A 20,542-nucleotide genomic window follows, 5' to 3' on the forward strand; every position below is an offset into this window, starting at 1 on the left:
ATTACAATGAAAAGAGCGTCGACCAACATAGCGATTATTTTCTTGCTGACTGCGGCTACCATAGTCTTCGAGATAAGTCTGTCAAGACTGTTCTCGTACCTTCTTAGTTTTCATTTCGTCCTCATTATCATTGCATTTTCCATACTGGGTTTGGGTATTGGCCAGATCACGTATGCCAAATATTCCAAGATGATTAATCATTCATGGCTTTGGTGGATGGCACTACCGTCCGTCACGATGTTTCTCAGTTTTGCCCTTTTGCTCAGCCTTTCACAACTGGGCGTTTCGTCGTCCACTGATTTTGGCCTGCCCATTTTTATATTCTTGTCAACTATTCCGTTCATGGCCATCGGAATAGTCTATGCCCATATTTTTGAAACGGATAATCGGCACTTGTCAACCTTATATGCCTTAGACCTTATAGGGGCGGCCACAGGTGCACTCACCTCCGTTTTTTTGCTCAACACGTTTGGCTTGGCACAGGTGGTGGCGATTGCTATAGGGTTACTGCTGCTGGCCCTGGTAGTAGCCTTGATAGCACACAAGAACCGTTATTCAAAAATACTGGCCCCCTTAGTGCTTGGCGTTATTTTTCTAATGGGATTTGCAAAAGATGCCCTGAACTTCACTATACCCGTTGCCAAAGACCCGTCCAAGGATTTGTACCGATTGATGGCCAACCCCGCTTTTAAAAGCGAAAAAATCGAAAGCCGCTGGAGTGCTTTTGGTCAGACGGATCTTGTAAAGTTCACATATCCTGATGGTACCGTGTCCAAATCAATGTTTATAGATGCTGCTGCGGGAACCAAAGTTATCGATATCGATGAACTTGCAAAGGATACTGTTAAAATGAGAAAAGTATTATCCGGATTTCCGGCCGTATTTGCTTTGAACTTTTTAAGCGAAAAGGAAAAGGATTCGGTGCTGATAATAGGTCCCGGTGGTGGAATAGATATTGCCACAACATACTTCATGGGCTTTAAATATATCGAGGCAGCAGAGGTCAACCATTCCTTTGTAGCATTGATGGAAAAATACAATCCCTCTACCTTCCTCGATAAGGAGAACATAAAGGTACATGTGAACGAAGGAAGAAATTTCATAATTGAGAACAAGGGAAAATTTGATGCCATCATGTTGACCATTCCGGTGACCAAAAGTTCAAGGGGCACCGATTTTTATGGACTTACCGAGAACTATCTGTTCACCATGGAGGCACTTGCCGATTATTTGGATGGTTTAACGGAAGACGGGGCCATCTATTTTACGATGCACGGAAGGCAGGAGGTATATAAAATGTTGGCGAACTTTTTGGAGCTCCAGGATCGGATGGGGGTCAATCAAATAGAGGCGTTAAAAAAGGTGTATATCTATTCCGACGAAATGAACCCTGTATTGGTCATTAAAAAGAACCCTTTTGAACAAAAAACAATGGAGGAGGCACATAATACCGCACACTATTATGGATTGGACAAGGAGCCGTTTTATTTTCCGTATATCAGACAGGAAAGTTTGGACACCATCGTGCAGAACGTAAACTATCAATGGTTCATGTTCGACAAACTGTTGTACGATATCTCCAACGGATCTTATGCGTATGATGAACTTTGGAAAGCCGCTTCCATAAACTTGAGTCCGGTTTCCGATGATTCCCCCTATTTTTTTAATTACAACAATGGCCTACCCGATGCCATGACCACCCCTTTATGGCTTGGTCTGTTCATCATCGGGTGGTTCATTTTCAATCATATGAACGGATGGAAATCGGTCTCTTTTTCAGAAAGCACCTCTTTATATATACGAAGAAAATTTAGGGCCTGGGCACTCGTTTCCTTTTTGTTGGGGTTCTCATATATCCTCGTACAGGGATATCTTTTTCAGGTACTCAACTTAAAACTTTCCAATCCATCACAGTCTTTTTCATTGCTGCTTTTTACATTTTTGTTGGGCAATGGCTTGGGCAGCCTTGTGACGGGGGCTTTCAAAAAAAATCTTTCCCGAAAGCTCATCACATACACGGTCTTGGTTATTTTGGTTTCCTTACTAACCGTTTACGTACTGCTCCCTATATGGTATAAACAACTATCTGAATTCTGGATCGCCCTATTTTTGCTGCTTCCGTCTTTCTTTATAGGAATCCCTTTTCCGGTATTGCTGAAAAAGGCCTCCTCCCTGAAAGAGAAGAAAAGCATTCCCTATTTATTGGGTATATCAAGCGTGGCAGGCGTTGCCGCCTCGATCTTTGCCGTTGTCATTTCCATCCTTTTCGGTTATAGATTTGTATTCCTTCTTGCCCTGTTAGGATACGGTTTGGTGATAGTGCTGGCGTACAGATCAAAAACCCTTAAAATACAGAACACATGAAAAAATGGTCCCTCTTTATTGGAAGCTATGCGGGCATCAAGATCTTCGTCCACTGGACGTTTTGGATCATTGTCGGATGGATATTCATGATGCATTTTGAAATGGGCCATGGTTGGACAGAAGGCATAAAGGGAGCATTTTTCATCATCGTTCTCTTTGCCTGCGTTGTCCTACACGAATTTGGCCATGCGCTCGCGGCCAAAAAATATAATATCCCAACGCGTGATATTACGCTCTATCCCATTGGTGGCGTCGCCAGTCTCAATAGAATGCCGGATAAACCTGCCCAGGAACTGGTGGTGGCACTGGCCGGCCCTGTAGTAAATATTGTGATTGCCGGGACCCTTTTTGTTCTTCTCTACGTTAACGATGAACTGTTGCCAATTTCGAAAATAGACCACATGAGCGGTGAAGATTTCTGGTTTAACATCATGGCTGCGAATTTGATCCTAGCGGTCTTTAATTTGATACCAGCTTTTCCAATGGACGGTGGAAGAGTGTTGAGGGCACTATTGGCATTCAGGTTAGATAAGCTGAAAGCAACGACCATTGCCGCACGGGTAGGCCAGTTTTTAGCCATAGTATTCGTTTTTCTTGGTTTTTTCTCTAATTTCTGGTTGGTTTTTATTGGCCTGTTCATCTATCTAGGTGCCGGAGTCGAGCAAATGCACGAAAGTGGCAAATCTGCTCTGGTCGGATTTACCGTAAAGGATGTTTTGATTGCACAATATACCTGTTTATCGCCCACGGAAACCTTGGGAAACCTGGTGCAGATATTGCAAAGTACCCAAGAAGAGGTTTTTTTGGTCACAGAAAATAATCATGTGCATGGCGTGCTGACACGAAAGGACCTGATCAAGGGGCTTTCCTCATATGGCAATGATTCCTATGTATCCGATCTTATGAGAAAAGATTTTGTAACAGTAGACACAAATATGCCCCTACAGCAGGTGTACGAAAAGCTCATGTCTAACAATTCCCAGTTTGCCACGGTCTTGGATGACGGGCAGCTGAAAGGAATTGTGACCCTGAAAGGAATTAATGAAATGATAATAGTTACAAGGGAAAGAAAAAAATAATGCAAACACATCAAAACATAAGTGAGCTATTAAGCCCCTACATTCTGGGGGTACTCCTAAGCACGGGTATAGGTCTTATCCTTGGACTGGAAAGGGAATATGACAAGCTAAAGGATGAGCAGGGGTTTGCCGGTATTCGAACATTTCCGATAACGGCCATAATCGGTTTTATGTTGGGCAGTTTGAACGAGACTTATACCTCTTGGCTTGTCATTGTTAGTTTGGCGACCATTATTTTGTTCTTTGCCATCAGCCATTTGTCCATTGTGCAGAAACATTCCATGACCGGTAATACCACAAATCTCGCTTTGATTGCCACATTTATTCTTGGTGTTATGGTTTCGGGCCATTTGTACAAAGAGTCTATTGCCACGGCCGTAATTGTGGTTACGTTGTTATCCCTAAAGACCACCTTCCGCTCGTTCATAAAGAATATCACATCCGAAGAACTGTTTGCCTTTATCAAATTCTCAATCATTGCACTTTTGATATTACCGTTTCTGCCCGATAAGGATTATGGGCCAGAGGGCCTTCTGAACCCTTTTGAGATAGGGGCTATTATAGTCATTGTTTCCTTTTTGAACTTTATCGGCTACTTTTTGGTCAAATATGTTGGATCAAAAAAGGGAATCTTGTTGACGGCTATTCTGGGCGGTTTAATATCGAGTACGGCGGTAGCTTGGATCTATGCCTCCAGAAGTAAGGAGTCTCCCGAGCTTTCAAAAAAATACGCAGCGGGTATCATTATAGCATCGGCGATTATGTTCCCTAGACTTGCGGCTCTTGCCTATATTTTCAATATTGCTATCCTGAGCTATCTTACAATTCCCTTTGCCCTGCTTACGGTGGTCTGTCTCGTAGCTTCCCTGCTTTTGATACGGAAGGATGACGATCAGCCGAACACCGACATCAATTTGGGAAATCCACTTAACATCTGGAATGCGATCGGTTTTGGCGGCATCTATGTGGCCATCCTGTTCTCGGTTTTTTATGGAAACAAATTTTTTGGCGAAAGTGGTCTTTATTATTCGGCATTGATAGCAGGTTTGGCCGATACCGATGCCATAACCATCAGTATGGCAAAATTTGCCTTGCAGAATGAAAAGCTGATTTTGGCATCGAATGTCATCATTGCAGCGACCCTGAGCAATATGACCGTGAAATTGGGCATTGCCTTTTTCAAAGGCTCTCAAAAAACAGGGCGACTAGTGGGCTATGCCTTTGGGGCGGTCGTCCTTCTTGGCATCCTTTATATTGTACTTAATTCTTGGATAAATTGAGATTTTAATAGCAGAAACCAAAATGAACACAACAGTATATAGCACACACAAGTTTGAAGAACATTATCTAATTCAAGCAAATAATAATAAACATCAATTAATACTACTTGATGTTCGATTGACAGAAGAAACGGCTGTTCTAGCTAAAGGTTCTAAAACAGTTAGCTTATTTACAGGTGATGATGCCTCAAAGAATGTACTAAAAAAACTAAAAGTCATTGGCGTAGAAAATATCGCATTGCGTTCGGCTGGTTTTAATCATGTTGATTTGGCAGCAGTTACCGAATTGGACATAAAAGTAGCTAGGGTTCCTGCCTATTCCCCCTATGCCATTGCCGAACACACCATAGCGTTGATACTTGCATTGAACAGAAAACTGGTTAGGGCCCACAATAGGGTCAGGGATATGAATTTCTCGCTGAACGGACTCACAGGGTTCGACCTGAACGGCAAAACGGTCGGGGTATTGGGCACGGGAAAAATTGGTGCGGTCCTGGTCAAAATACTATATGGTTTTGGCTGTAAGATACTGGCATACGACCTAGAGGAGGATAAGGAATTGAAAGAAATGTATGGTGTACGATTCACTGACTGCCAAACACTCTGCAGCGAATCGGACATCATAAGCCTCCACGTTCCCTTAACCCCCGAAACGAGGCATATCATCAGTGCCGAACAAATCGAACGCATGAAAAAAGGGGTAATGCTTATCAATACAAGCAGGGGCGCGCTGGTCGATACCAAAGCGGTCATAGAGGGACTGAAATCAAGGAAAATCGGCTATTTCGGTATTGATGTGTATGAAGAGGAAGAAGGGCTGTTCTTTGAAGACCACTCCGACGAGATTTTACAAGATGATGTAATTGCCCGATTAATGACCTTTCCCAATGTCTTGATTACCAGTCACCAGGCTTTTTTGACCAATACGGCTTTGACCAACATTGCTGAAACCACCATTTATAACATTGATTGTTTCGAAAATGGAACCGTTTCAGGAAATGAAATAAAAACGAAGTGAAACAACCCATAAAATCATAGTTAAGATGAAAAACATATTGGTACCCACAGACTTTTCAGAGAACTGCAATAAGGCGGCGGAGTTTGGAATCAAGATGGCCAAGCTCTTCGAGGCAGAAATCCATTTTTTCCATTTGCTGAAAACACCGGTGGATTGGGTAAAATTGGATAAGCAAAAAGAAAAGCGATATCCGGAGACCCTCAAAAAAATTGGGGCAGCAAAAGCCTCATTACGTGCATTGGAAAAAAAGGCCGAACAAGAAAACCTGAAATGTCAGACCTTTTTGCAATTTCAGGTGGACCAGGAAAACATACTGAAACATTCTGGCCATTATGACCATGATTTCATTATTGCGGGCAGTAGTGGCACCAAGGGCATTGTACGGGAACTTTTGGGAAGCAACGTCGAACGTTTGGTAAGAAGATCTGATGTTCCGGTCATTGTGGTAAAAGAAGATGATGTAAGGTTTCCTTTCAAGGATATCGTCTTCGTTTCAGATTTTGTGGAGGATGTGGGCAATGCCTTTAAAGAGGTACTATCCATCGCAGTAAAATGCAATGCAAAAATTCACCTTTTGCGCATCAATACAGAATCGGACCGTAACAGTATTGCCCTCGGCCTAGACCCTATTCGAAAGTTTTTGGAGGGTTTTCCCAAACTCAAGAATTTCTCTATGAACGTCTATAACGAAATGACGGTGGAGACGGGCATCAACACTTATTTGAAGCAAAACAAAGCTGACCTGATCGCCATGCGCACACATGGCAATACAGGTTTTTTGAGTTTGTTCTCAAAAAGTATAGCTGAAGGGGTTGCAAACCATTCATCACTGCCGGTAATGACTATCAAAATTTGAAAAGTATAACACTATGTCCGATAGCTTAGGTCAAATACGAGAAATAGCCTTCTACAAATTATTGTTGGACAGAACGGTATTGCCCCTGGTTACCATTTTGGGAATAGGCATCCTGTATGTCGTTTTGATGTCGATGATAGACCACCCCTCTTTTCCATTCCACATAATTATCGTTGCGGCAGCACTTGGAAAGACCATTGTGATAACAACAACTACCCTGAAACGCTTGTCAAAATTGATCAAGATCTGTCATTCATTGGAGAGATTGCTTTGGGTTTTTGGATTGATTATCATCATTAGCATTTTCTCCTATGCGACCGACTATGCTTGTCTTTTCCAATTTAACCATACCACATTTGAAGGCGTTCCTGATTATTCGAACTCGTATCTCTACAATTTGTATCACTTTTTTTATTTCAGTGTGATCACATTTTCAACGGTGGGCTACGGCGATATTGTTCCTACTTCAGACGTAGCCAGATTTGTTGTCATGCTCGAAATATTCCTAAGCTTTTTCTTGGTCGTCTTTGCTTTGGCCAATATTAAAAAAATACACATTAATGGATAAGATAACAATTATAAAAGCAAGCGGCGAGAAGGCACCTTTTCAAATGGAAAAAGTAAGGCGGTCATTGGAACGGGCCGGTGCGAATGAAATAACAATTAATGAGATTGTCAAAAATATTGAGGACATCGTTTTCGACGGAATGACCACCAAGAAGATATATCAAATGGCCTTTAAGATGTTGAAAAGGAAATCTCGGGTAAGCGCATCAAAATACAAACTCAAAAAAGCGCTGATGGAACTGGGGCCTTCAGGCTACCCCTTTGAAAAGTTTGTCGGCAAATTGCTGGAACACGAAGGATTTCAGACACAAGTCAGTAGCATCATACAGGGAAGCTGTGTGACCCATGAAGTAGATGTCATTGCCCAAAAGGATAAGAAACATTATATGATTGAATGCAAATACCATAGCGACCAAGGCAGGTTTTGCAATGTCAAGATTCCACTATATATACATTCAAGATTTTTGGATGTCGAAAAACAATGGGAAAAACAGCAAGGCCACAAAACAAAGTTTCATCAGGGTGGAGTGTACACCAACACCCGTTTTACAACTGATGCTATACAATATGGCACCTGTGTTGGGCTGATGCTTACAAGTTGGGATTATCCGGAAGGAAACGGTCTGAAAGAACGCATAGACAAATCCGGCCTACATCCCTTAACCTCTTTAACAACCTTGACGAAGGCCGAGAAATCCAAATTATTGGATAAAGGCATTGTGCTCTGCAAAGAGCTTCACGAAACACCTACTTTGCTAAATGAAATCGGAATAGATAAAACAAGGCACAAAAAGATTTTGGAGGATTCCGAAGCACTGTGCAAAAACCATTAAAAAAATAAAATCTTAAAAATAACTATCATGAAAACAGAAGAATTAAAGAAACAAAAGAGTATTGATTTAGAACCATTTTACGAAGCATTGGAAGATGACCCAAAACTGCTTGAAGAAGCCTTGGAAATACTATTGGAAATGGTAAACTTTGAACCTTCATCCATTAAAAAGTTAGCCCTTTTTATCAAAGAGGATTCGCGAAATCTTTATAATGAAATAGTAGAGTTGTACAAATCGACTCAAGACAAAAGTAACACACCTTCTTGCTGTGGTGGCCACTAAAAAAATATTATAAAAATGAAAAATAATAAAATAAACATCCATTTTTTGGGAGCGGTTGGTACAGTAACCGGTTCCAAATATTTAGTGGATACTGGAAACAAAAAAATACTGATTGACTGTGGATTGTTTCAAGGCTTAAAAGAGTTACGTCTCAAAAACTGGGAATATCTCCCTGTGAACGTTTCAGAGATTGATGTGGTTTTGCTCACACACGGCCATATGGACCACACAGGCTATCTACCAAGATTGGTCAAACAAGGATTTAATGGTTTTATTTACGGTACAAATCCAACCTTGGATATTGCCAAAATCATTCTGAACGATAGTGCTAAAATACAGGAACAGGAAGCCGAACGTGCCAATAAAGAAGGTTATTCCAAGCACAGCCCAGCAGAGCCACTATACGATTTAAAGGATGTTGAAAAAACCGTTCCACATTTTAAGGGCGTTCCGCAATCACAATGGATTCCATTGTTTGATGGCGTAAAAGCCCGTTTCCAATACAATGGACATATTTTGGGAGCAACTTATATCGATTTGGATGTACATGGAAAACGCTATGTCTTTTCAGGAGATATAGGTAGAACCCATGATTTACTGTTATACCCACCATTAAACCCGAAAAAGGCCGATGTACTGTTTATTGAATCCACTTATGGCGGAAGATTTCATCCAGAGGAAGAAGAAGCCATTCCACAGATTGAAAAACTGGTCAATGACACCCTTGATAGAGGTGGCAGTCTATTTGTCCCAAGCTTTTCGGTAGAACGTGCCCAACTTATGATGCTTATTTTTTGGAGATTGCTCAAGGAAAATAAAATACCAAAAGTGCAAATGATAATGGACAGCCCTATGGGGACTAATGTACTAGAACTATTCCACCGCACAAGGGATTGGCACAGATTAGAAGACAATGAATGTGATGAAATGTGCTCGCACTTTACCGTTGTAAGCAGTTATCGTGAAACTATGGAATTGCGGACTGATAATAAACCAAAAATTGTCATTGCCGGAAGCGGAATGCTTACTGGAGGAAGAATGCTTAACTATCTTGAAACCCAAGCTCAAAACTCCAATAATACCCTTCTATTTGTAGGTTATCAGGCCGAAGGTACACGTGGCAGGAAGTTACTGGAAGGTGACAAGGAACTCAAAGTTTATGGAAAATGGGTTCCTTTTAACATGGAAGTTGTTGAAATTGAAGGGCTTTCAGCGCATGCAGACCATAAAGAACTTTTGGGTTGGATGAGTAAGATACAGAACACGCCTGAACGGATTTTTATTGTACACGGTGAAAATGAAGGTGCAAAGGCATTGAAAAACGACATTGAGAGAACTTATAGCTGGAAAGCAGAAATACCGCAATTATACAGCATTGAAGAAATAGTATAGGCCATGGAACAACATTCAAATATTTTAAAATATAAACATCTTGGTATCTATACCCAAAACGAAAATGTGGTATATATGCGTGATGATTGCCTCGTGTGTATTTCGGAAGGGTTTGAGGCACTCACAAGGATAAGGGTTGCTAAAGTAACCCGTTCAATAGTGGCAAGCCTCAACGTCATAAATTCAGATATTCTGTTGCCCAATGAGATAGGTCTATCAGACGCTGCTGCAAAAAAACTGAATGTTTCCCCAAATGATATGCTGTATGTTTCCCATTTGGAACCTATTGAATCGTTGAGTCACGTAAGGGCAAAAATTTATAATCAAAAGCTCAATTACGATGCCTATAATCAGATCATAAAAGACATCGTGGAGGGAGATTATTCAAATATCCATCTTTCAGCATTTATCACAGCCTGTGCAGGAGACCGAATGGATATTGATGAAATATCCGACCTAACAAAAGCGATGATTGCTTCAGGAAAGCAACTAAACTGGAACAAAGAAATAGTTGTGGATAAACATTGTATTGGTGGATTGCCTGGAAACCGAACCACCCCCTTGGTAGTGGCTATAGTTGCCGCTTACGGGCTTACAATGCCCAAAACATCGTCCCGAGCCATTACATCACCAGCAGGTACGGCGGACACAATGGAAGTTCTCACCAACGTTGCGCTTTCTGCTGACGAGATAGAGAACGTAGTAAATCAAGAAGGTGGTTGTTTTGTTTGGGGCGGTACTGCCCAACTAAGTCCCGCAGATGATGTGCTCATTAAAATTGAAAAAGCATTGGATATTGACAGTGAAGGGCAGCTAATAGCTTCCGTACTATCAAAAAAAGCTGCAGCTGGTTCTACTCACGTTGTTATCGATATCCCTGTAGGTGAAACTGCCAAAGTTCGTAGTATGGAAATGGCTGAAAAGCTGAAAAATCATTTGGAAAATGTCGGTAAGGCTGTCGGCCTGAAGGTAAAAGCAATCATAACAGATGGCTCTCAACCTGTAGGCTATGGCATCGGCCCAACATTGGAAGCTATCGACATATTGAATGTGCTAAAAAATGAAGAAGATGCACCCAAAGACTTAAAGGAACGTGTTGTGCTGTTGGCTGGAGAACTGTTAGAACTTTCAGGAAAGGTCGAAAAAGAAAAAGGAATGGAAACCGCCAAAGAGGTACTTATATCTGGTAAGGCCTACGAAAAATTTCTTGCCATTTGTAAAGCCCAGGGGCGTTTTACACAACCTGTTTTGGCACCTTTTAAAACAGAAATCAGAGCGGAGACTTCGGGGATTTTGAAGCGTATTGACAATAGAAAGATAGCGAAGCTCGCAAAACTTTCAGGTGCACCCCAATCTAAATCTGCGGGAATTTCATTGAATGTCCATTTAAATGATAAAGTTGAAAAAGACGGCTTACTATACACGCTTTTTGCAGAATCACAAGGTGAGCTAAACTATGCTTTAGAATACAAAAATCGCCATAACGATATCATAACCATTAAATAAAAAACAAAATGAAAACTATATTATTCAGTCTTCCCGGAAATCAGGAACTCACCGAGTTGTTGGCTAAAAAAATGAAAGCGGAAATCGGGGAATGCAACATAAGAAAATTTCCGGACGGTGAATCCTATACACGCATACTTTCCGATGTAAAAGATAAATGTGTAGTTTTGGTCTGTACCTTACACGAACCAGATGAAAAACTATTACCGCTCTATTTTTTAAGCCAAACAGCAAAATCACTTGGTGCGATGTGTACCTGTTTGGTAGCACCCTATCTTGCCTATATGCGGCAAGACAAGATTTTTAATGAAGGTGAAGGTGTAACTTCTGGTTTTTTTGGGAAATTGATTTCGGGTTTCGCAGATAGCATCACCACCATTGATCCCCATTTGCATCGGATACATTCGTTGGGCGAAGTATATAGAATTCCGAACAGAGTCATCCATGCCGCTGACGAAATCTCAAAATACATCAAGGAAAATATCCATAATCCGGTACTGATCGGGCCCGATTCGGAAAGCGAGCAGTGGGTTGCAGATGTGGCAAAAAAAGCGGGAGCACCTTTCACGGTCTTACAAAAGACTCGCCATGGTGACCGTGATGTTGAAGTCTCCGTGCCTGAAGTTGACAAATTTAAGGACGCGACCCCTGTTTTGGTGGACGATATCATCTCTACGGCCCGTACCATGATAGATACTACGGAGCATTTGAAGAGTACGGGAATGAAACCTGCAATATGCATTGGCATTCATGCCGTATTTTCAGGGAATGCCTATCAAGATCTCTGGGATGCCCATGTCAAGGATATCATTACCTGCAATACAATTCCACATCAGTCAAATAAAATTGATTTAAGCGATACCATAGCCAAGGAAGTAAACGAACTGATGCACCATCAATGAAAATAGGATTGCACTTTACAGTATTCATTTTTATGGTCGTTTCTGCATATGCACAGAATAAAATGTTGATCGGACAATTGTCCGATAGATGGGTGGAACGGGAAAGTTTTAATAAAAATGGAGACTTTCTGAACAAGCAGACCTTTAAGGCGGGAAAGCTAAAAGAAGTCGATGGATATTATGAGGTTGAAGTGGTTGCCGAACTGTTTGACAAGGACAAAAAATCTACTGACAAATACACCATGACGTATCGCTGCAAGCCCGATGAAGCCAGTATAATGGTAATGGCCTTTCCGTTTTCGAACCCAAAATCCAAGGAAACCGAAATCAGTACGACCTCTGAAAATTTCAAGGAACTCTATGATCTGTCGAACTTGGATAGTGTCGAACTCGAAATGAGTTTCGACTCCGGATTGTTGAATTTCTTTGGTTCTAACAGCAAAATAAAAATTTATGACCGGGTGTTGGAATCCAATGGTAATGGGAAAACAATCAAATCCAAAATCAATATTAAAGCCTACGCCATTGGTATACGAATTAAACAATTGGACTATGTTGCAAGTGAAAAACTTACAAATGAGAACTTGTTATCATTCCAGAAATTTACCGAGAAAGACGGCAGCTATTTTACGATGACATACAAACCATAAATTATGAGAAACTATGACACCCTATCAGAAGCAATTAATGATTTACAGATCAGGGGATATACCTATGATTTCAACTTGAAACCAGAATGCTTGCAATGTGCCTCACTGAAAATGGAAATTCAGCCCGAAGATTTTGATGTGGATGAAACCCATCGTTTTGAAGGTATGAGCAGTACAGACGATAACAGTGTTCTTTATGCCATTTCATCAAAAGATGGTATAAAGGGGCTTTTGGTAGATGCCTATGGGGTCTATGCTGAAAATATCTCGGAAGCAATGCGAAGAAAATTACGATAAAACTGTAACCTATGATAGACTTAAATACAATTTCAACCCTTCCTCCCGCAGGTAGCTCAAAAAAACAATCCAAAAAAAGATTGTTAGGGATACGGGAAGAACTTTTTGAGCTTCAGAACAAATTTTATGCCGATGGGCGCTTTGGCTTGTTGATTATTTTGCAGGGAATGGATACTTCTGGAAAAGACGGTACGATTCGTAATGCGCTTAAGGGCATGAATCCACAGGGTGTTCATGTAAAATCATTCAAAAAGCCGACCGAAGAGGAGCTCAGGCACGACTTTCTGTGGAGGGTCTATCCGCACTTTCCCCAAAAGGGCATGATACAAGTTTTTAACCGCTCGTATTATGAAGATATCCTGGTACCCAAGGTTACCAATTCCCTCGAAGAAGAAATACTTGAACACCGTTGCAAGCTATTAAAATATATGGAACAGCATCTTAGGCAAAATAACATTCATGTACTCAAATTTTTTCTTCATATCTCCAAAGAAGAACAGAAAGAACGTATCAAAGAAAGACAGACCAAACCTTATAAACGCTGGAAATATAGTGCCGAAGACGAAAAAGCGGCCAGCCAATGGGAAGTTTACAGAGAGGCTTATAATATGTTAATGAACAACTGCAACGACCCTCAATGGCACATTATTGCAGCCGACAAACGTTGGTACCGCAACTATTGCGTTGCCAAAATAGTATTGGAACACCTTAAAAAACATAATTTAACATATCCAAATACCTAAAAATAGAACACTATGGACAATCACAAAGAGCACAAGGACAAAAAAATGGACCATTCTAAGATGGATCACTCAAAAATGGATCACAGTAACCATGACCATGCTAAGATGGACTCCTCCAAAAAGCAACACCAAAGAGAAGACCATTCTAAAATGGATCACGGAAGTGGAGACCATTCGGGCCATAACCCCGCTCACGGACAAATGGGGCACGACCACCATAAAATGATGGTCAAGGATTTTAGAAAACGGTTTTGGATATCTTTAATCGTTACCATCCCAATATTGTTCTTATCGCCAATGATACAGGAGTTTTTTGGGTATGACCTATTGCTCCCCGGAAATCCGTATATCCTATTTGCACTATCAACATTTGTCTATTTCTGGGGCGGCTGGCCATTTTTAAAGGGATTTTATAATGAAATAAAATCCAAGGGTCCGGGCATGATGGCCCTAATCTCAATGGCTATAAGTGTGGCCTATTTCTATAGTGCCGCTACAGTTTTCGGACTCCCTGGGGAGGACTTTTTCTGGGAACTGAGCACCTTGATTGTCATCATGCTGTTGGGACATTGGTTGGAAATGAAATCGGTGCTGGGCGCATCCAAGGCACTCCAACTTTTGGTCAGTATGCTGCCCGCTGAGGCCCATAAAGTTGTGGGTGATAAAATTCAAGATGTAAAACTAGAGGATTTATTAAAAGATGACATCATATTGGTTAAACCCGGCGAGAAAGTACCCGCGGATGGCATCATCACCGAAGGATCTAGCTACCTGAACGAGTCGATGCTGACAGGCGAGTCAAAACCGGTAAAAAAAGAAGTACAGGATAAGGTCATCGGAGGTTCCATAAATGGCAATAGTACCTTAAGGGTAAAGGTAGAGCATACTGGAAAGGACAGTTACCTGAACAAGGTGATCAAGATGGTCGATGAGGCACAGCGCACGAAATCGAAGATGCAGAACCTTTCAGATCGGGCGGCCAAATGGCTGACCTATATTGCATTGGCCATTGGCTTTGGGACACTCGCGGTTTGGCTGATTTTAGGTTTCCCATTTGTTTTTGCATTGGAAAGAATGGTAACGGTCATGGTCATTGCCTGTCCACACGCGCTCGGTCTTGCCATTCCGTTGGTTGTCGCTATATCTACAGCGGTATCTGCCCAAAATGGTTTATTGATCCGGAACAGAACGGCCTTTGAAGAATCCCGAAAAATATCGGCTTTATTGTTTGATAAAACAGGAACATTGACCAAAGGTGATTTTGGGGTGACCCGAATTGAATCAGTGAACGAATTGTACACCAGAGATGAAATTCTGAGGTTATCCAGTGCTCTGGAACTAAGCTCCGAACACCCCATCGCCGTGGGGATCATCAAAAAGGTCAAAGAAAAGGACATCGAGATTCCAAAGCCCAAAAACTTCAACGCCATAACGGGCAAGGGTGTAGAGGCAATCGTAGAGGGTAAGAAGGTCAAGGTAGTAAGTCCGGGATATCTTCGGGATGAAAAAATCCAAATTACCGAAGATGCCTATAGTGATGCCGCAGAGACCGTAGTTTTTGTTCTGATAGATGGAAAATTAGCAGGATATATTGCACTGGCCGATGAAATACGGCCAGAATCTGCCGATGCCATCAAAGTATTCAAAAAGAATAACATCAAAGTCTTAATGGCTACGGGCGATAATGAAAAAACCGCAAAGGCTGTGAGTGACAAACTTGGTTTGGATGGGTATTATGCCGAGGTGCTACCCCATCAAAAAGTGGAAATCGTAAAAGAGCTGGAAAGCAAAGGAGAGTTTGTGGCCATGACGGGAGATGGGGTCAATGACGCACCTGCATTGGCAAAAGCTGATGTAGGAATTGCTGTTGGTTCCGGTACCGATGTTGCCGCGGAAACCGCCGATATCATTTTGGTAAACAGTAACCCAAAAGATATCGCCAATCTGATATTGTTCGGTAAAGCCACCTATAACAAAATGATCCAGAATTTGGTGTGGGCAACAGGCTACAACGTTGTGGCCATACCGTTGGCCGCTGGGGTTTTATATTCTTCAGGATTTGTGTTGGGGCCAGCAGTAGGTGCCGTATTTATGAGCTTGAGTACCATCATTGTTGCCATAAACGCTCAATTGTTAAAAAGAAAAATCGGAAGCAACTGATGAACAGGAAAGAAAAACTCGGTAGAATATTCCTAGTTTTATTGAGTTTGTTCGTAGTGATGTTGGGCTACGGCATTTTATTGCCTACCCTCCCATATTATACCGAAAGGCTGGCTTTAAAAGACAATCTGGATACGGACCTTATCAACTTCCATATCGGAATGTTGACCAGTATTTATCCGTTGTTCCAGCTCTTGTTCGTTATCGTCTGGGGCAAGCTTTCCGATAAACACGGCCGTAAACCTATAATACTATTGGGGCTTGTAGGTTTTGTCGTGATGAACTTGCTAACCGGTCTTGCCACTTCTCTGTCGATGCTATATATAGGCCGTATCATAGGGGGCATCTTTACGTCAGCGGTCATTCCGGTCAGTAATGCCTATTTAAGTGATATTACCTCTGAAAAGCGAAGGACCAAAATAATGGCCTGGTCTGGGGTCGCTATCAGTTCCGGGGTGATATTTGGCCCTGTTCTGGGGGGATTTCTGTCGCAAACGAACCTACATTATACATACTCTTTTGGGGTGTTCCACTTAGACCGTTTTTCGGTTCCCTTTATTTTGGCCGCTCTTTTGGGCTTTGTGGTATTACTGATAATCATAAAATGGCTGAAGAATACCGAAATAAAAAAACGTATTGTTTCTGAGGCGGTCAAATTCAGTTTTTCCCTGAGTAACTATTTTATCATTTTGTTGCTCCTATCCTTTGCGATACAGTTTGTGGTTACCCTGTTTGAGACCGTGTTTTCAATTTATGGGAAGGATGAGTTGGCATTTACAACCAATCAGGTGGGTATCGGTTTTATGCTCTGTGGTTCTGTAATGGCCATTTTGCAGCCTGTGTTCGCGACCTATGGCGAAAAAATGCTGACCTCAAAACAGCAAATAACATTAGGGTTATTAATATCCGGTGTTTCGTTAATTGTCTTCCCCTTTGTGAGCGGTGAACTATACATTTACGGTACCATAATAATTTTCGCAGCTGGGGGAGCCATGGTGACACCAAACCTGCTTTCGGCAGTTTCTTTGATTTCCCGGGATAATACGGGAAGGAATATATCCATTCAAAGTTCCACGAACAGCATCGGACAGATTTTGGGCCCGGTATTGGGGACTTGGCTGATAGCTGGTGGGTTTTATTACCCTTTTATTATTGCCGGTGCAACCATTTTTGGTGCTATGGGACTGGTTTACTTTTTGAAGCGACCAAATAAAGGGATTGACGCGCCCTTATTGGCTGACCAGCATAAAAAACTATAGGGATGGATCATAGAAAATGTAGTAAAACAGCACTTCAAAATGCTGCTGACAATTCGAAATATGTTGAATTGGTTCGTTCGGGAGAAGACTATTTTTTAAGGCTGGAAAAGCTAATCGATAAGGCAGAAAAAGAAATCCATATACAGACCTACATTTTTGAAAACGATGATACGGGAAACCGTATAGCCTCCTGTTTGAAGAAAGCCGCTCAACGAAAGGTAAAGGTATATGTCTTATTGGATGCCTATGGTAGCGCTGCATTACCCAATAGTTTTGCCCAAGATTTGGTGCAGCATGGTATTTTACTTCGTTTTTTTTCGCCTTTATTCTCTCTGAACAATTTTTATATCGGTAGGCGGATGCACCATAAAATTGTGGTCGCCGATGAAAAAATGGCATTGATAGGCGGAATCAATATTGCCGATAAATACCACGGAACGACAGGTTCGGAACCTTGGTTGGACTATGCCGTTCAGTTGAACTGCCCGGCAGCTGAAAATCTACAAATATTATGTAGCGATTACTTTTTCAAAAAGGGGAGTTCAAAAAAAATACCGCCAGTGTTACATTCGGCCGGTAGCGCACTGGTGGGAATTTTACAAAACGACTGGCTGCAGCGAAAAACAGAAGTCTGTGATGCCTACACGAACGCCTTCATTCATGCCGAAAAGGAAATAGTAATCGTGGGCTCGTATTTTTTGCCTGGAAGCAGATTGGCAAAGGCTTTGAAAAAGGCCTGTAGAAGAGGAATAAGAACAACGGTGATCTTAGCGGGTATTAGCGATGTGCCGTTGGTGCGGCGGGCAACCGAACATTTGTACTCCTCCTTTTTGGACCATCATATGAGAATTTTTGAATGGAACAGATCCGTAGTACACGGTAAAGCTGCGGTGGTTGATAACAAATGGTCTACCATAGGCTCATTTAACTTGAACAGTCTTAGTTGCTATGGCAGCATTGAAATGAACGTAGAGGTTCACTCAGTAGAATTTGCCGAAAACCTTCGGGCTGACTTTGAAATAGTTATAAGCGAGTGTAGCGAAATTACAAAGGGGAGTCTAAGACAAAGAGCCGGTATATTCAATAAGTTGGGTAATTGGATTTTTTACCAAATGGTACGAACGATTATGCTTTTTCTGACCTTTCTTCCGCATTTAAGGTTTTTGAAAAATTATAGGTTATAATATGTTGGCAAGTGGTTAAATGGTTGGGCTCGTTTATCTGTCTTTACGACCCGAGCAGCAAACCATACGGCACAAGAACCTAAAATAAGGAAATATACAATCAGTGGCGGAATGCAAACTGTAACTGCGCTAGGCACCATACATATAAAACGATTAGTAATATTGAAATACATTAATAATGACAGATTTAACACCAAACGCGATCGAACGCATACTCAGGAACAATTACCTCGGCCACTTGGCCTATCTATGGCAAGGGAAGCCCCATGTGATTCCCTTTACCTATTATTTTGACCCTACGGACAATACGATCATTAGCTATACCTCGGAAGGCCATAAAATCGATGCGATGCGAGCCAACAAATCGGTTGCCGTTCAAGTCGAACAAGTGCAATCCATATCCAATTGGGAATCGGTCATGTTACAAGGTACATTCGAAGAAATTCGAGGCAGTAGTGCCAAACAAAAATTACATCTATTCACCGAAGGCGTGAAGGACATTATCCGTAGAAAAGAAAACAGAGAGGTAGGGTTCATCAATGAATTTTCCAGTAAATCATCTGCTAATGGCATTCCAGTCGTCTTTCAAATCAAAATACTAGAAATGTCGGGTAAAAGAAGAAAAAAATAAAAGATAGATTTCAAAAAGAGACCATCTTTTTGAATCATAGGATTCCGAAATGAGAAACGAAAAGATTTTAACGTGGTTAAAAAAAATTAAACAAGGCCAAAATTCGTTTAAAATTGGAATACGATTTTTAAGGTCTAAGTAATCTCTAATCTAATAATTGAAGAAAATTAAGCTCACGGCGTATTGTGGCAAAACCATTCTGGGACATTTTAATGACCCTAAAGCAATAGATCGGAACATTATATTGGATCCCGACACCAAATCTGACCTATTATCTCCTGAAAGGATTCATAACCACAAACAGAACCCAAATTCACGCAAAATTTAGAGAAATCACTCTTAACTGTTAATCACATTTGCCCTTGCTGCTTAAAATTAAGGTTATTATACTATTAAACGATCCTGGTTTGGGAGGTAAGCATAAAAAGATTGGGGCATCTACGAATCAGCTTTTAAAATTGATCAATTGCAAATGATATAATTCAATTATGAATTCAGGCCTCAGGATTCTGCATAAAGCACACAACCAACATGTTATAAAGTTCTGGATGTTTTTTTTTGAGTAAATCTGGACGTTCAAAAAAATACTCTGAAGCAACTGCAAAAAATTCAACAGCGTTTGTTCCACCATATTTTCGAATATCAGAATGGTCACTGTTTATCGCTTCCATTTCCTTATGGATCAAATTTATCCAAGGTATGGTATATTGATGCTCTAATAATCTTTCCGGAATACCATCTGCAAAATCATCAAGCTTATCTAAAAGGTGTACAAATTCGTGTATGCCGGTATTGCTTTTATCACTTTGGTTCACAAAACCATGGTATAATGCCTTTTTTGATAATATCATCTGTTTTTCAAAACGTCCGTTACCAACAATTCCACCAATATTCCGTGTTTTTGCCTTACCATTGAATTGCATGTCCGCATTGAAGTAATCGGGATATAACAAGATTCCACTTAAATTGGTATAATGCCACTCTTCAAATCCAAAAACAGGTATAATTGCACTTGCCGCAATCAAAACCTTATCAAGATCTTGTAATTCCAATCGCACACCTTCAATGTAGACTTCACTTAGAAATTCCATCATTCTGCGTTGAAATAGCATTTGCTTGTTTCCAGGAAGATTTCGGTAGTAAACCACATAAGCCATTGCCAGCTCATGCCAGTGACCAGGAAAAGGCCGAGGTTTACGCCGTTGCGACTTTCTATAGTTATAAACAAAAAATAGAAGAATAACTATTAATACAAAAACATAAATCATATTTGTGTTACTTCAGTAAAGTGAATCTCTTATTGAAGATTCCCAATTTAAAGATCTTCAAAAACTCCTTTTTGTGCGACAGGTCTAGAATCTCCAACGGGGTATATCCAAACCAGTACAATGCCGCGATGATACTTCCCGCACTGGATCCGGAAACATCTTCCGGAAATATCCCGTGGTCGTTAAGGGCCTGAAGGACCCCTATATGGGCAGCTCCCCTTGCACCTCCTCCTGACAAAGCAATTCCAATCAATGGCATCTTTTAAATTGT

At 41.2% G+C, this 20,542-nt stretch carries 21 protein-coding genes; 19 read left to right on the forward strand and 2 right to left on the reverse strand.

Annotation, left to right across the window (positions count from 1 at the left end; genetic code table 11):
* The first annotated feature begins 6 nt into the window (after positions 1-6).
* The 19 genes from SD450_RS17315 (at position 7) to SD450_RS17400 (ending at position 19,003) form a co-directional block, all read left to right on the forward strand.
* Positions 7-2,364: a hypothetical protein gene (locus tag SD450_RS17315; protein WP_318345663.1), complete on the forward strand. Its 2,358-nt coding sequence runs from the start codon at positions 7-9 to the stop codon at positions 2,362-2,364.
* Complete coding sequence (locus tag SD450_RS17320; protein ID WP_318345664.1) at positions 2,361-3,443, forward strand: site-2 protease family protein; 1,083 nt, start codon at positions 2,361-2,363, stop codon at positions 3,441-3,443. The genes SD450_RS17315 and SD450_RS17320 overlap by 4 nt, the downstream gene beginning before the upstream one ends.
* The gene (locus SD450_RS17325) at positions 3,443-4,723 is read left to right on the forward strand and encodes an MgtC/SapB family protein (RefSeq protein ID WP_236640884.1); all 1,281 of its coding nucleotides are present in this window, start codon (positions 3,443-3,445) and stop codon (positions 4,721-4,723) included. The genes SD450_RS17320 and SD450_RS17325 overlap by 1 nt, the downstream gene beginning before the upstream one ends.
* 22 nt (positions 4,724-4,745) lie before the next feature.
* The gene (locus tag SD450_RS17330) at positions 4,746-5,741 is read left to right on the forward strand and encodes a 2-hydroxyacid dehydrogenase (protein ID WP_036378959.1); all 996 of its coding nucleotides are present in this window, start codon (positions 4,746-4,748) and stop codon (positions 5,739-5,741) included.
* A gap of 25 nt (positions 5,742-5,766) precedes the next feature.
* Complete coding sequence (locus SD450_RS17335) at positions 5,767-6,597, forward strand: universal stress protein (protein WP_036378961.1); 831 nt, start codon at positions 5,767-5,769, stop codon at positions 6,595-6,597.
* Between the two features lie 13 nt (positions 6,598-6,610).
* Entirely contained in the window at positions 6,611-7,165 is a 555-nt protein-coding gene (locus SD450_RS17340; protein WP_318345665.1) for a potassium channel family protein, read from the forward strand.
* Positions 7,158-7,997, forward strand: coding sequence for an ATP cone domain-containing protein (locus SD450_RS17345; protein ID WP_036378964.1), 840 nt, complete (start codon positions 7,158-7,160; stop codon positions 7,995-7,997). The genes SD450_RS17340 and SD450_RS17345 overlap by 8 nt, the downstream gene beginning before the upstream one ends.
* A gap of 27 nt (positions 7,998-8,024) precedes the next feature.
* Positions 8,025-8,279, forward strand: a complete 255-nt coding sequence (locus SD450_RS17350) for a hypothetical protein (RefSeq protein ID WP_136565982.1) — start codon at positions 8,025-8,027, stop codon at positions 8,277-8,279.
* Positions 8,280-8,294: 15 nt separating this feature from the next.
* Positions 8,295-9,671, forward strand: coding sequence for an MBL fold metallo-hydrolase RNA specificity domain-containing protein (locus SD450_RS17355; RefSeq protein ID WP_036378967.1), 1,377 nt, complete (start codon positions 8,295-8,297; stop codon positions 9,669-9,671).
* 3 nt (positions 9,672-9,674) lie between these two features.
* Complete coding sequence (locus SD450_RS17360) at positions 9,675-11,177, forward strand: thymidine phosphorylase family protein (RefSeq protein ID WP_036378969.1); 1,503 nt, start codon at positions 9,675-9,677, stop codon at positions 11,175-11,177.
* Between the two features lie 8 nt (positions 11,178-11,185).
* Positions 11,186-12,079 (forward strand): ribose-phosphate pyrophosphokinase, encoded by an 894-nt coding sequence (locus tag SD450_RS17365; protein ID WP_036378972.1) that lies wholly within the window; start codon positions 11,186-11,188, stop codon positions 12,077-12,079.
* Complete coding sequence (locus SD450_RS17370; protein WP_051947118.1) at positions 12,076-12,729, forward strand: hypothetical protein; 654 nt, start codon at positions 12,076-12,078, stop codon at positions 12,727-12,729. Before SD450_RS17365 ends, SD450_RS17370 begins: the two co-directional genes overlap by 4 nt.
* A 3-nt stretch (positions 12,730-12,732) precedes the next feature.
* Positions 12,733-13,026: a hypothetical protein gene (locus SD450_RS17375; RefSeq protein ID WP_036378974.1), complete on the forward strand. Its 294-nt coding sequence runs from the start codon at positions 12,733-12,735 to the stop codon at positions 13,024-13,026.
* A gap of 11 nt (positions 13,027-13,037) precedes the next feature.
* Positions 13,038-13,769, forward strand: a complete 732-nt coding sequence (locus SD450_RS17380; RefSeq protein ID WP_036378977.1) for a PPK2 family polyphosphate kinase — start codon at positions 13,038-13,040, stop codon at positions 13,767-13,769.
* A 91-nt stretch (positions 13,770-13,860) separates the two neighbouring features.
* Positions 13,861-13,995 carry a hypothetical protein gene (locus SD450_RS19560; RefSeq protein ID WP_404828259.1) on the forward strand — a complete coding sequence of 45 codons (135 nt, stop codon included), beginning with the start codon at positions 13,861-13,863 and terminating at the stop codon, positions 13,993-13,995.
* Between the two features lie 71 nt (positions 13,996-14,066).
* Entirely contained in the window at positions 14,067-15,929 is a 1,863-nt protein-coding gene (locus SD450_RS17385; RefSeq protein WP_404828260.1) for a copper-translocating P-type ATPase, read from the forward strand.
* Positions 15,929-17,188 carry an MFS transporter gene (locus SD450_RS17390; RefSeq protein WP_136565979.1) on the forward strand — a complete coding sequence of 420 codons (1,260 nt, stop codon included), beginning with the start codon at positions 15,929-15,931 and terminating at the stop codon, positions 17,186-17,188. The genes SD450_RS17385 and SD450_RS17390 overlap by 1 nt, the downstream gene beginning before the upstream one ends.
* A 2-nt stretch (positions 17,189-17,190) precedes the next feature.
* Positions 17,191-18,372 (forward strand): phospholipase D-like domain-containing protein, encoded by a 1,182-nt coding sequence (locus SD450_RS17395; protein WP_136565978.1) that lies wholly within the window; start codon positions 17,191-17,193, stop codon positions 18,370-18,372.
* 178 nt (positions 18,373-18,550) lie between these two features.
* Complete coding sequence (locus tag SD450_RS17400) at positions 18,551-19,003, forward strand: pyridoxamine 5'-phosphate oxidase family protein (protein ID WP_036378982.1); 453 nt, start codon at positions 18,551-18,553, stop codon at positions 19,001-19,003.
* Positions 19,004-19,497: 494 nt separating this feature from the next.
* On the opposite strand, the gene SD450_RS17405 is transcribed toward SD450_RS17400, so the two are convergent.
* On the reverse strand, positions 19,498-20,271 hold the full coding sequence (locus tag SD450_RS17405; protein ID WP_036378992.1) for a M90 family metallopeptidase: 774 nt from the start codon (positions 20,269-20,271) through the stop codon (positions 19,498-19,500).
* Between the two features lie 7 nt (positions 20,272-20,278).
* A complete protein-coding gene (locus tag SD450_RS17410; protein WP_081894152.1) occupies positions 20,279-20,530 on the reverse strand; it encodes a patatin-like phospholipase family protein in 252 nt (83 codons plus the stop codon).
* Positions 20,531-20,542 lie beyond the last annotated feature (12 nt).

Source organism: Flagellimonas baculiformis, assembly GCF_033441575.1.
In the GTDB taxonomy this organism is placed as follows: domain Bacteria; phylum Bacteroidota; class Bacteroidia; order Flavobacteriales; family Flavobacteriaceae; genus Flagellimonas; species Flagellimonas baculiformis.

Bases quoted from the DNA above. Each gene is read 5' to 3' on its own strand.
- SD450_RS17315 (WP_318345663.1), top strand. From the start codon at position 7: ATGAAAAGAGCGTCGACCAACATAGCGATTATTTTCTTGCTGACTGCG.
- SD450_RS17320 (WP_318345664.1), top strand. From the start codon at position 2,361: ATGAAAAAATGGTCCCTCTTTATTGGAAGCTATGCGGGCATCAAGATC.
- SD450_RS17325 (WP_236640884.1), top strand. From the start codon at position 3,443: ATGCAAACACATCAAAACATAAGTGAGCTATTAAGCCCCTACATTCTG.
- SD450_RS17330 (WP_036378959.1), top strand. From the start codon at position 4,746: ATGAACACAACAGTATATAGCACACACAAGTTTGAAGAACATTATCTA.
- SD450_RS17335 (WP_036378961.1), top strand. From the start codon at position 5,767: ATGAAAAACATATTGGTACCCACAGACTTTTCAGAGAACTGCAATAAG.
- SD450_RS17340 (WP_318345665.1), top strand. From the start codon at position 6,611: ATGTCCGATAGCTTAGGTCAAATACGAGAAATAGCCTTCTACAAATTA.
- SD450_RS17345 (WP_036378964.1), top strand. From the start codon at position 7,158: ATGGATAAGATAACAATTATAAAAGCAAGCGGCGAGAAGGCACCTTTT.
- SD450_RS17350 (WP_136565982.1), top strand. From the start codon at position 8,025: ATGAAAACAGAAGAATTAAAGAAACAAAAGAGTATTGATTTAGAACCA.
- SD450_RS17355 (WP_036378967.1), top strand. From the start codon at position 8,295: ATGAAAAATAATAAAATAAACATCCATTTTTTGGGAGCGGTTGGTACA.
- SD450_RS17360 (WP_036378969.1), top strand. From the start codon at position 9,675: ATGGAACAACATTCAAATATTTTAAAATATAAACATCTTGGTATCTAT.
- SD450_RS17365 (WP_036378972.1), top strand. From the start codon at position 11,186: ATGAAAACTATATTATTCAGTCTTCCCGGAAATCAGGAACTCACCGAG.
- SD450_RS17370 (WP_051947118.1), top strand. From the start codon at position 12,076: ATGAAAATAGGATTGCACTTTACAGTATTCATTTTTATGGTCGTTTCT.
- SD450_RS17375 (WP_036378974.1), top strand. From the start codon at position 12,733: ATGAGAAACTATGACACCCTATCAGAAGCAATTAATGATTTACAGATC.
- SD450_RS17380 (WP_036378977.1), top strand. From the start codon at position 13,038: ATGATAGACTTAAATACAATTTCAACCCTTCCTCCCGCAGGTAGCTCA.
- SD450_RS19560 (WP_404828259.1), top strand. From the start codon at position 13,861: ATGACCATGCTAAGATGGACTCCTCCAAAAAGCAACACCAAAGAGAAG.
- SD450_RS17385 (WP_404828260.1), top strand. From the start codon at position 14,067: ATGATACAGGAGTTTTTTGGGTATGACCTATTGCTCCCCGGAAATCCG.
- SD450_RS17390 (WP_136565979.1), top strand. From the start codon at position 15,929: ATGAACAGGAAAGAAAAACTCGGTAGAATATTCCTAGTTTTATTGAGT.
- SD450_RS17395 (WP_136565978.1), top strand. From the start codon at position 17,191: ATGGATCATAGAAAATGTAGTAAAACAGCACTTCAAAATGCTGCTGAC.
- SD450_RS17400 (WP_036378982.1), top strand. From the start codon at position 18,551: ATGACAGATTTAACACCAAACGCGATCGAACGCATACTCAGGAACAAT.
- SD450_RS17405 (WP_036378992.1), bottom strand. From the start codon at position 20,271: ATGATTTATGTTTTTGTATTAATAGTTATTCTTCTATTTTTTGTTTAT.
- SD450_RS17410 (WP_081894152.1), bottom strand. From the start codon at position 20,530: ATGCCATTGATTGGAATTGCTTTGTCAGGAGGAGGTGCAAGGGGAGCT.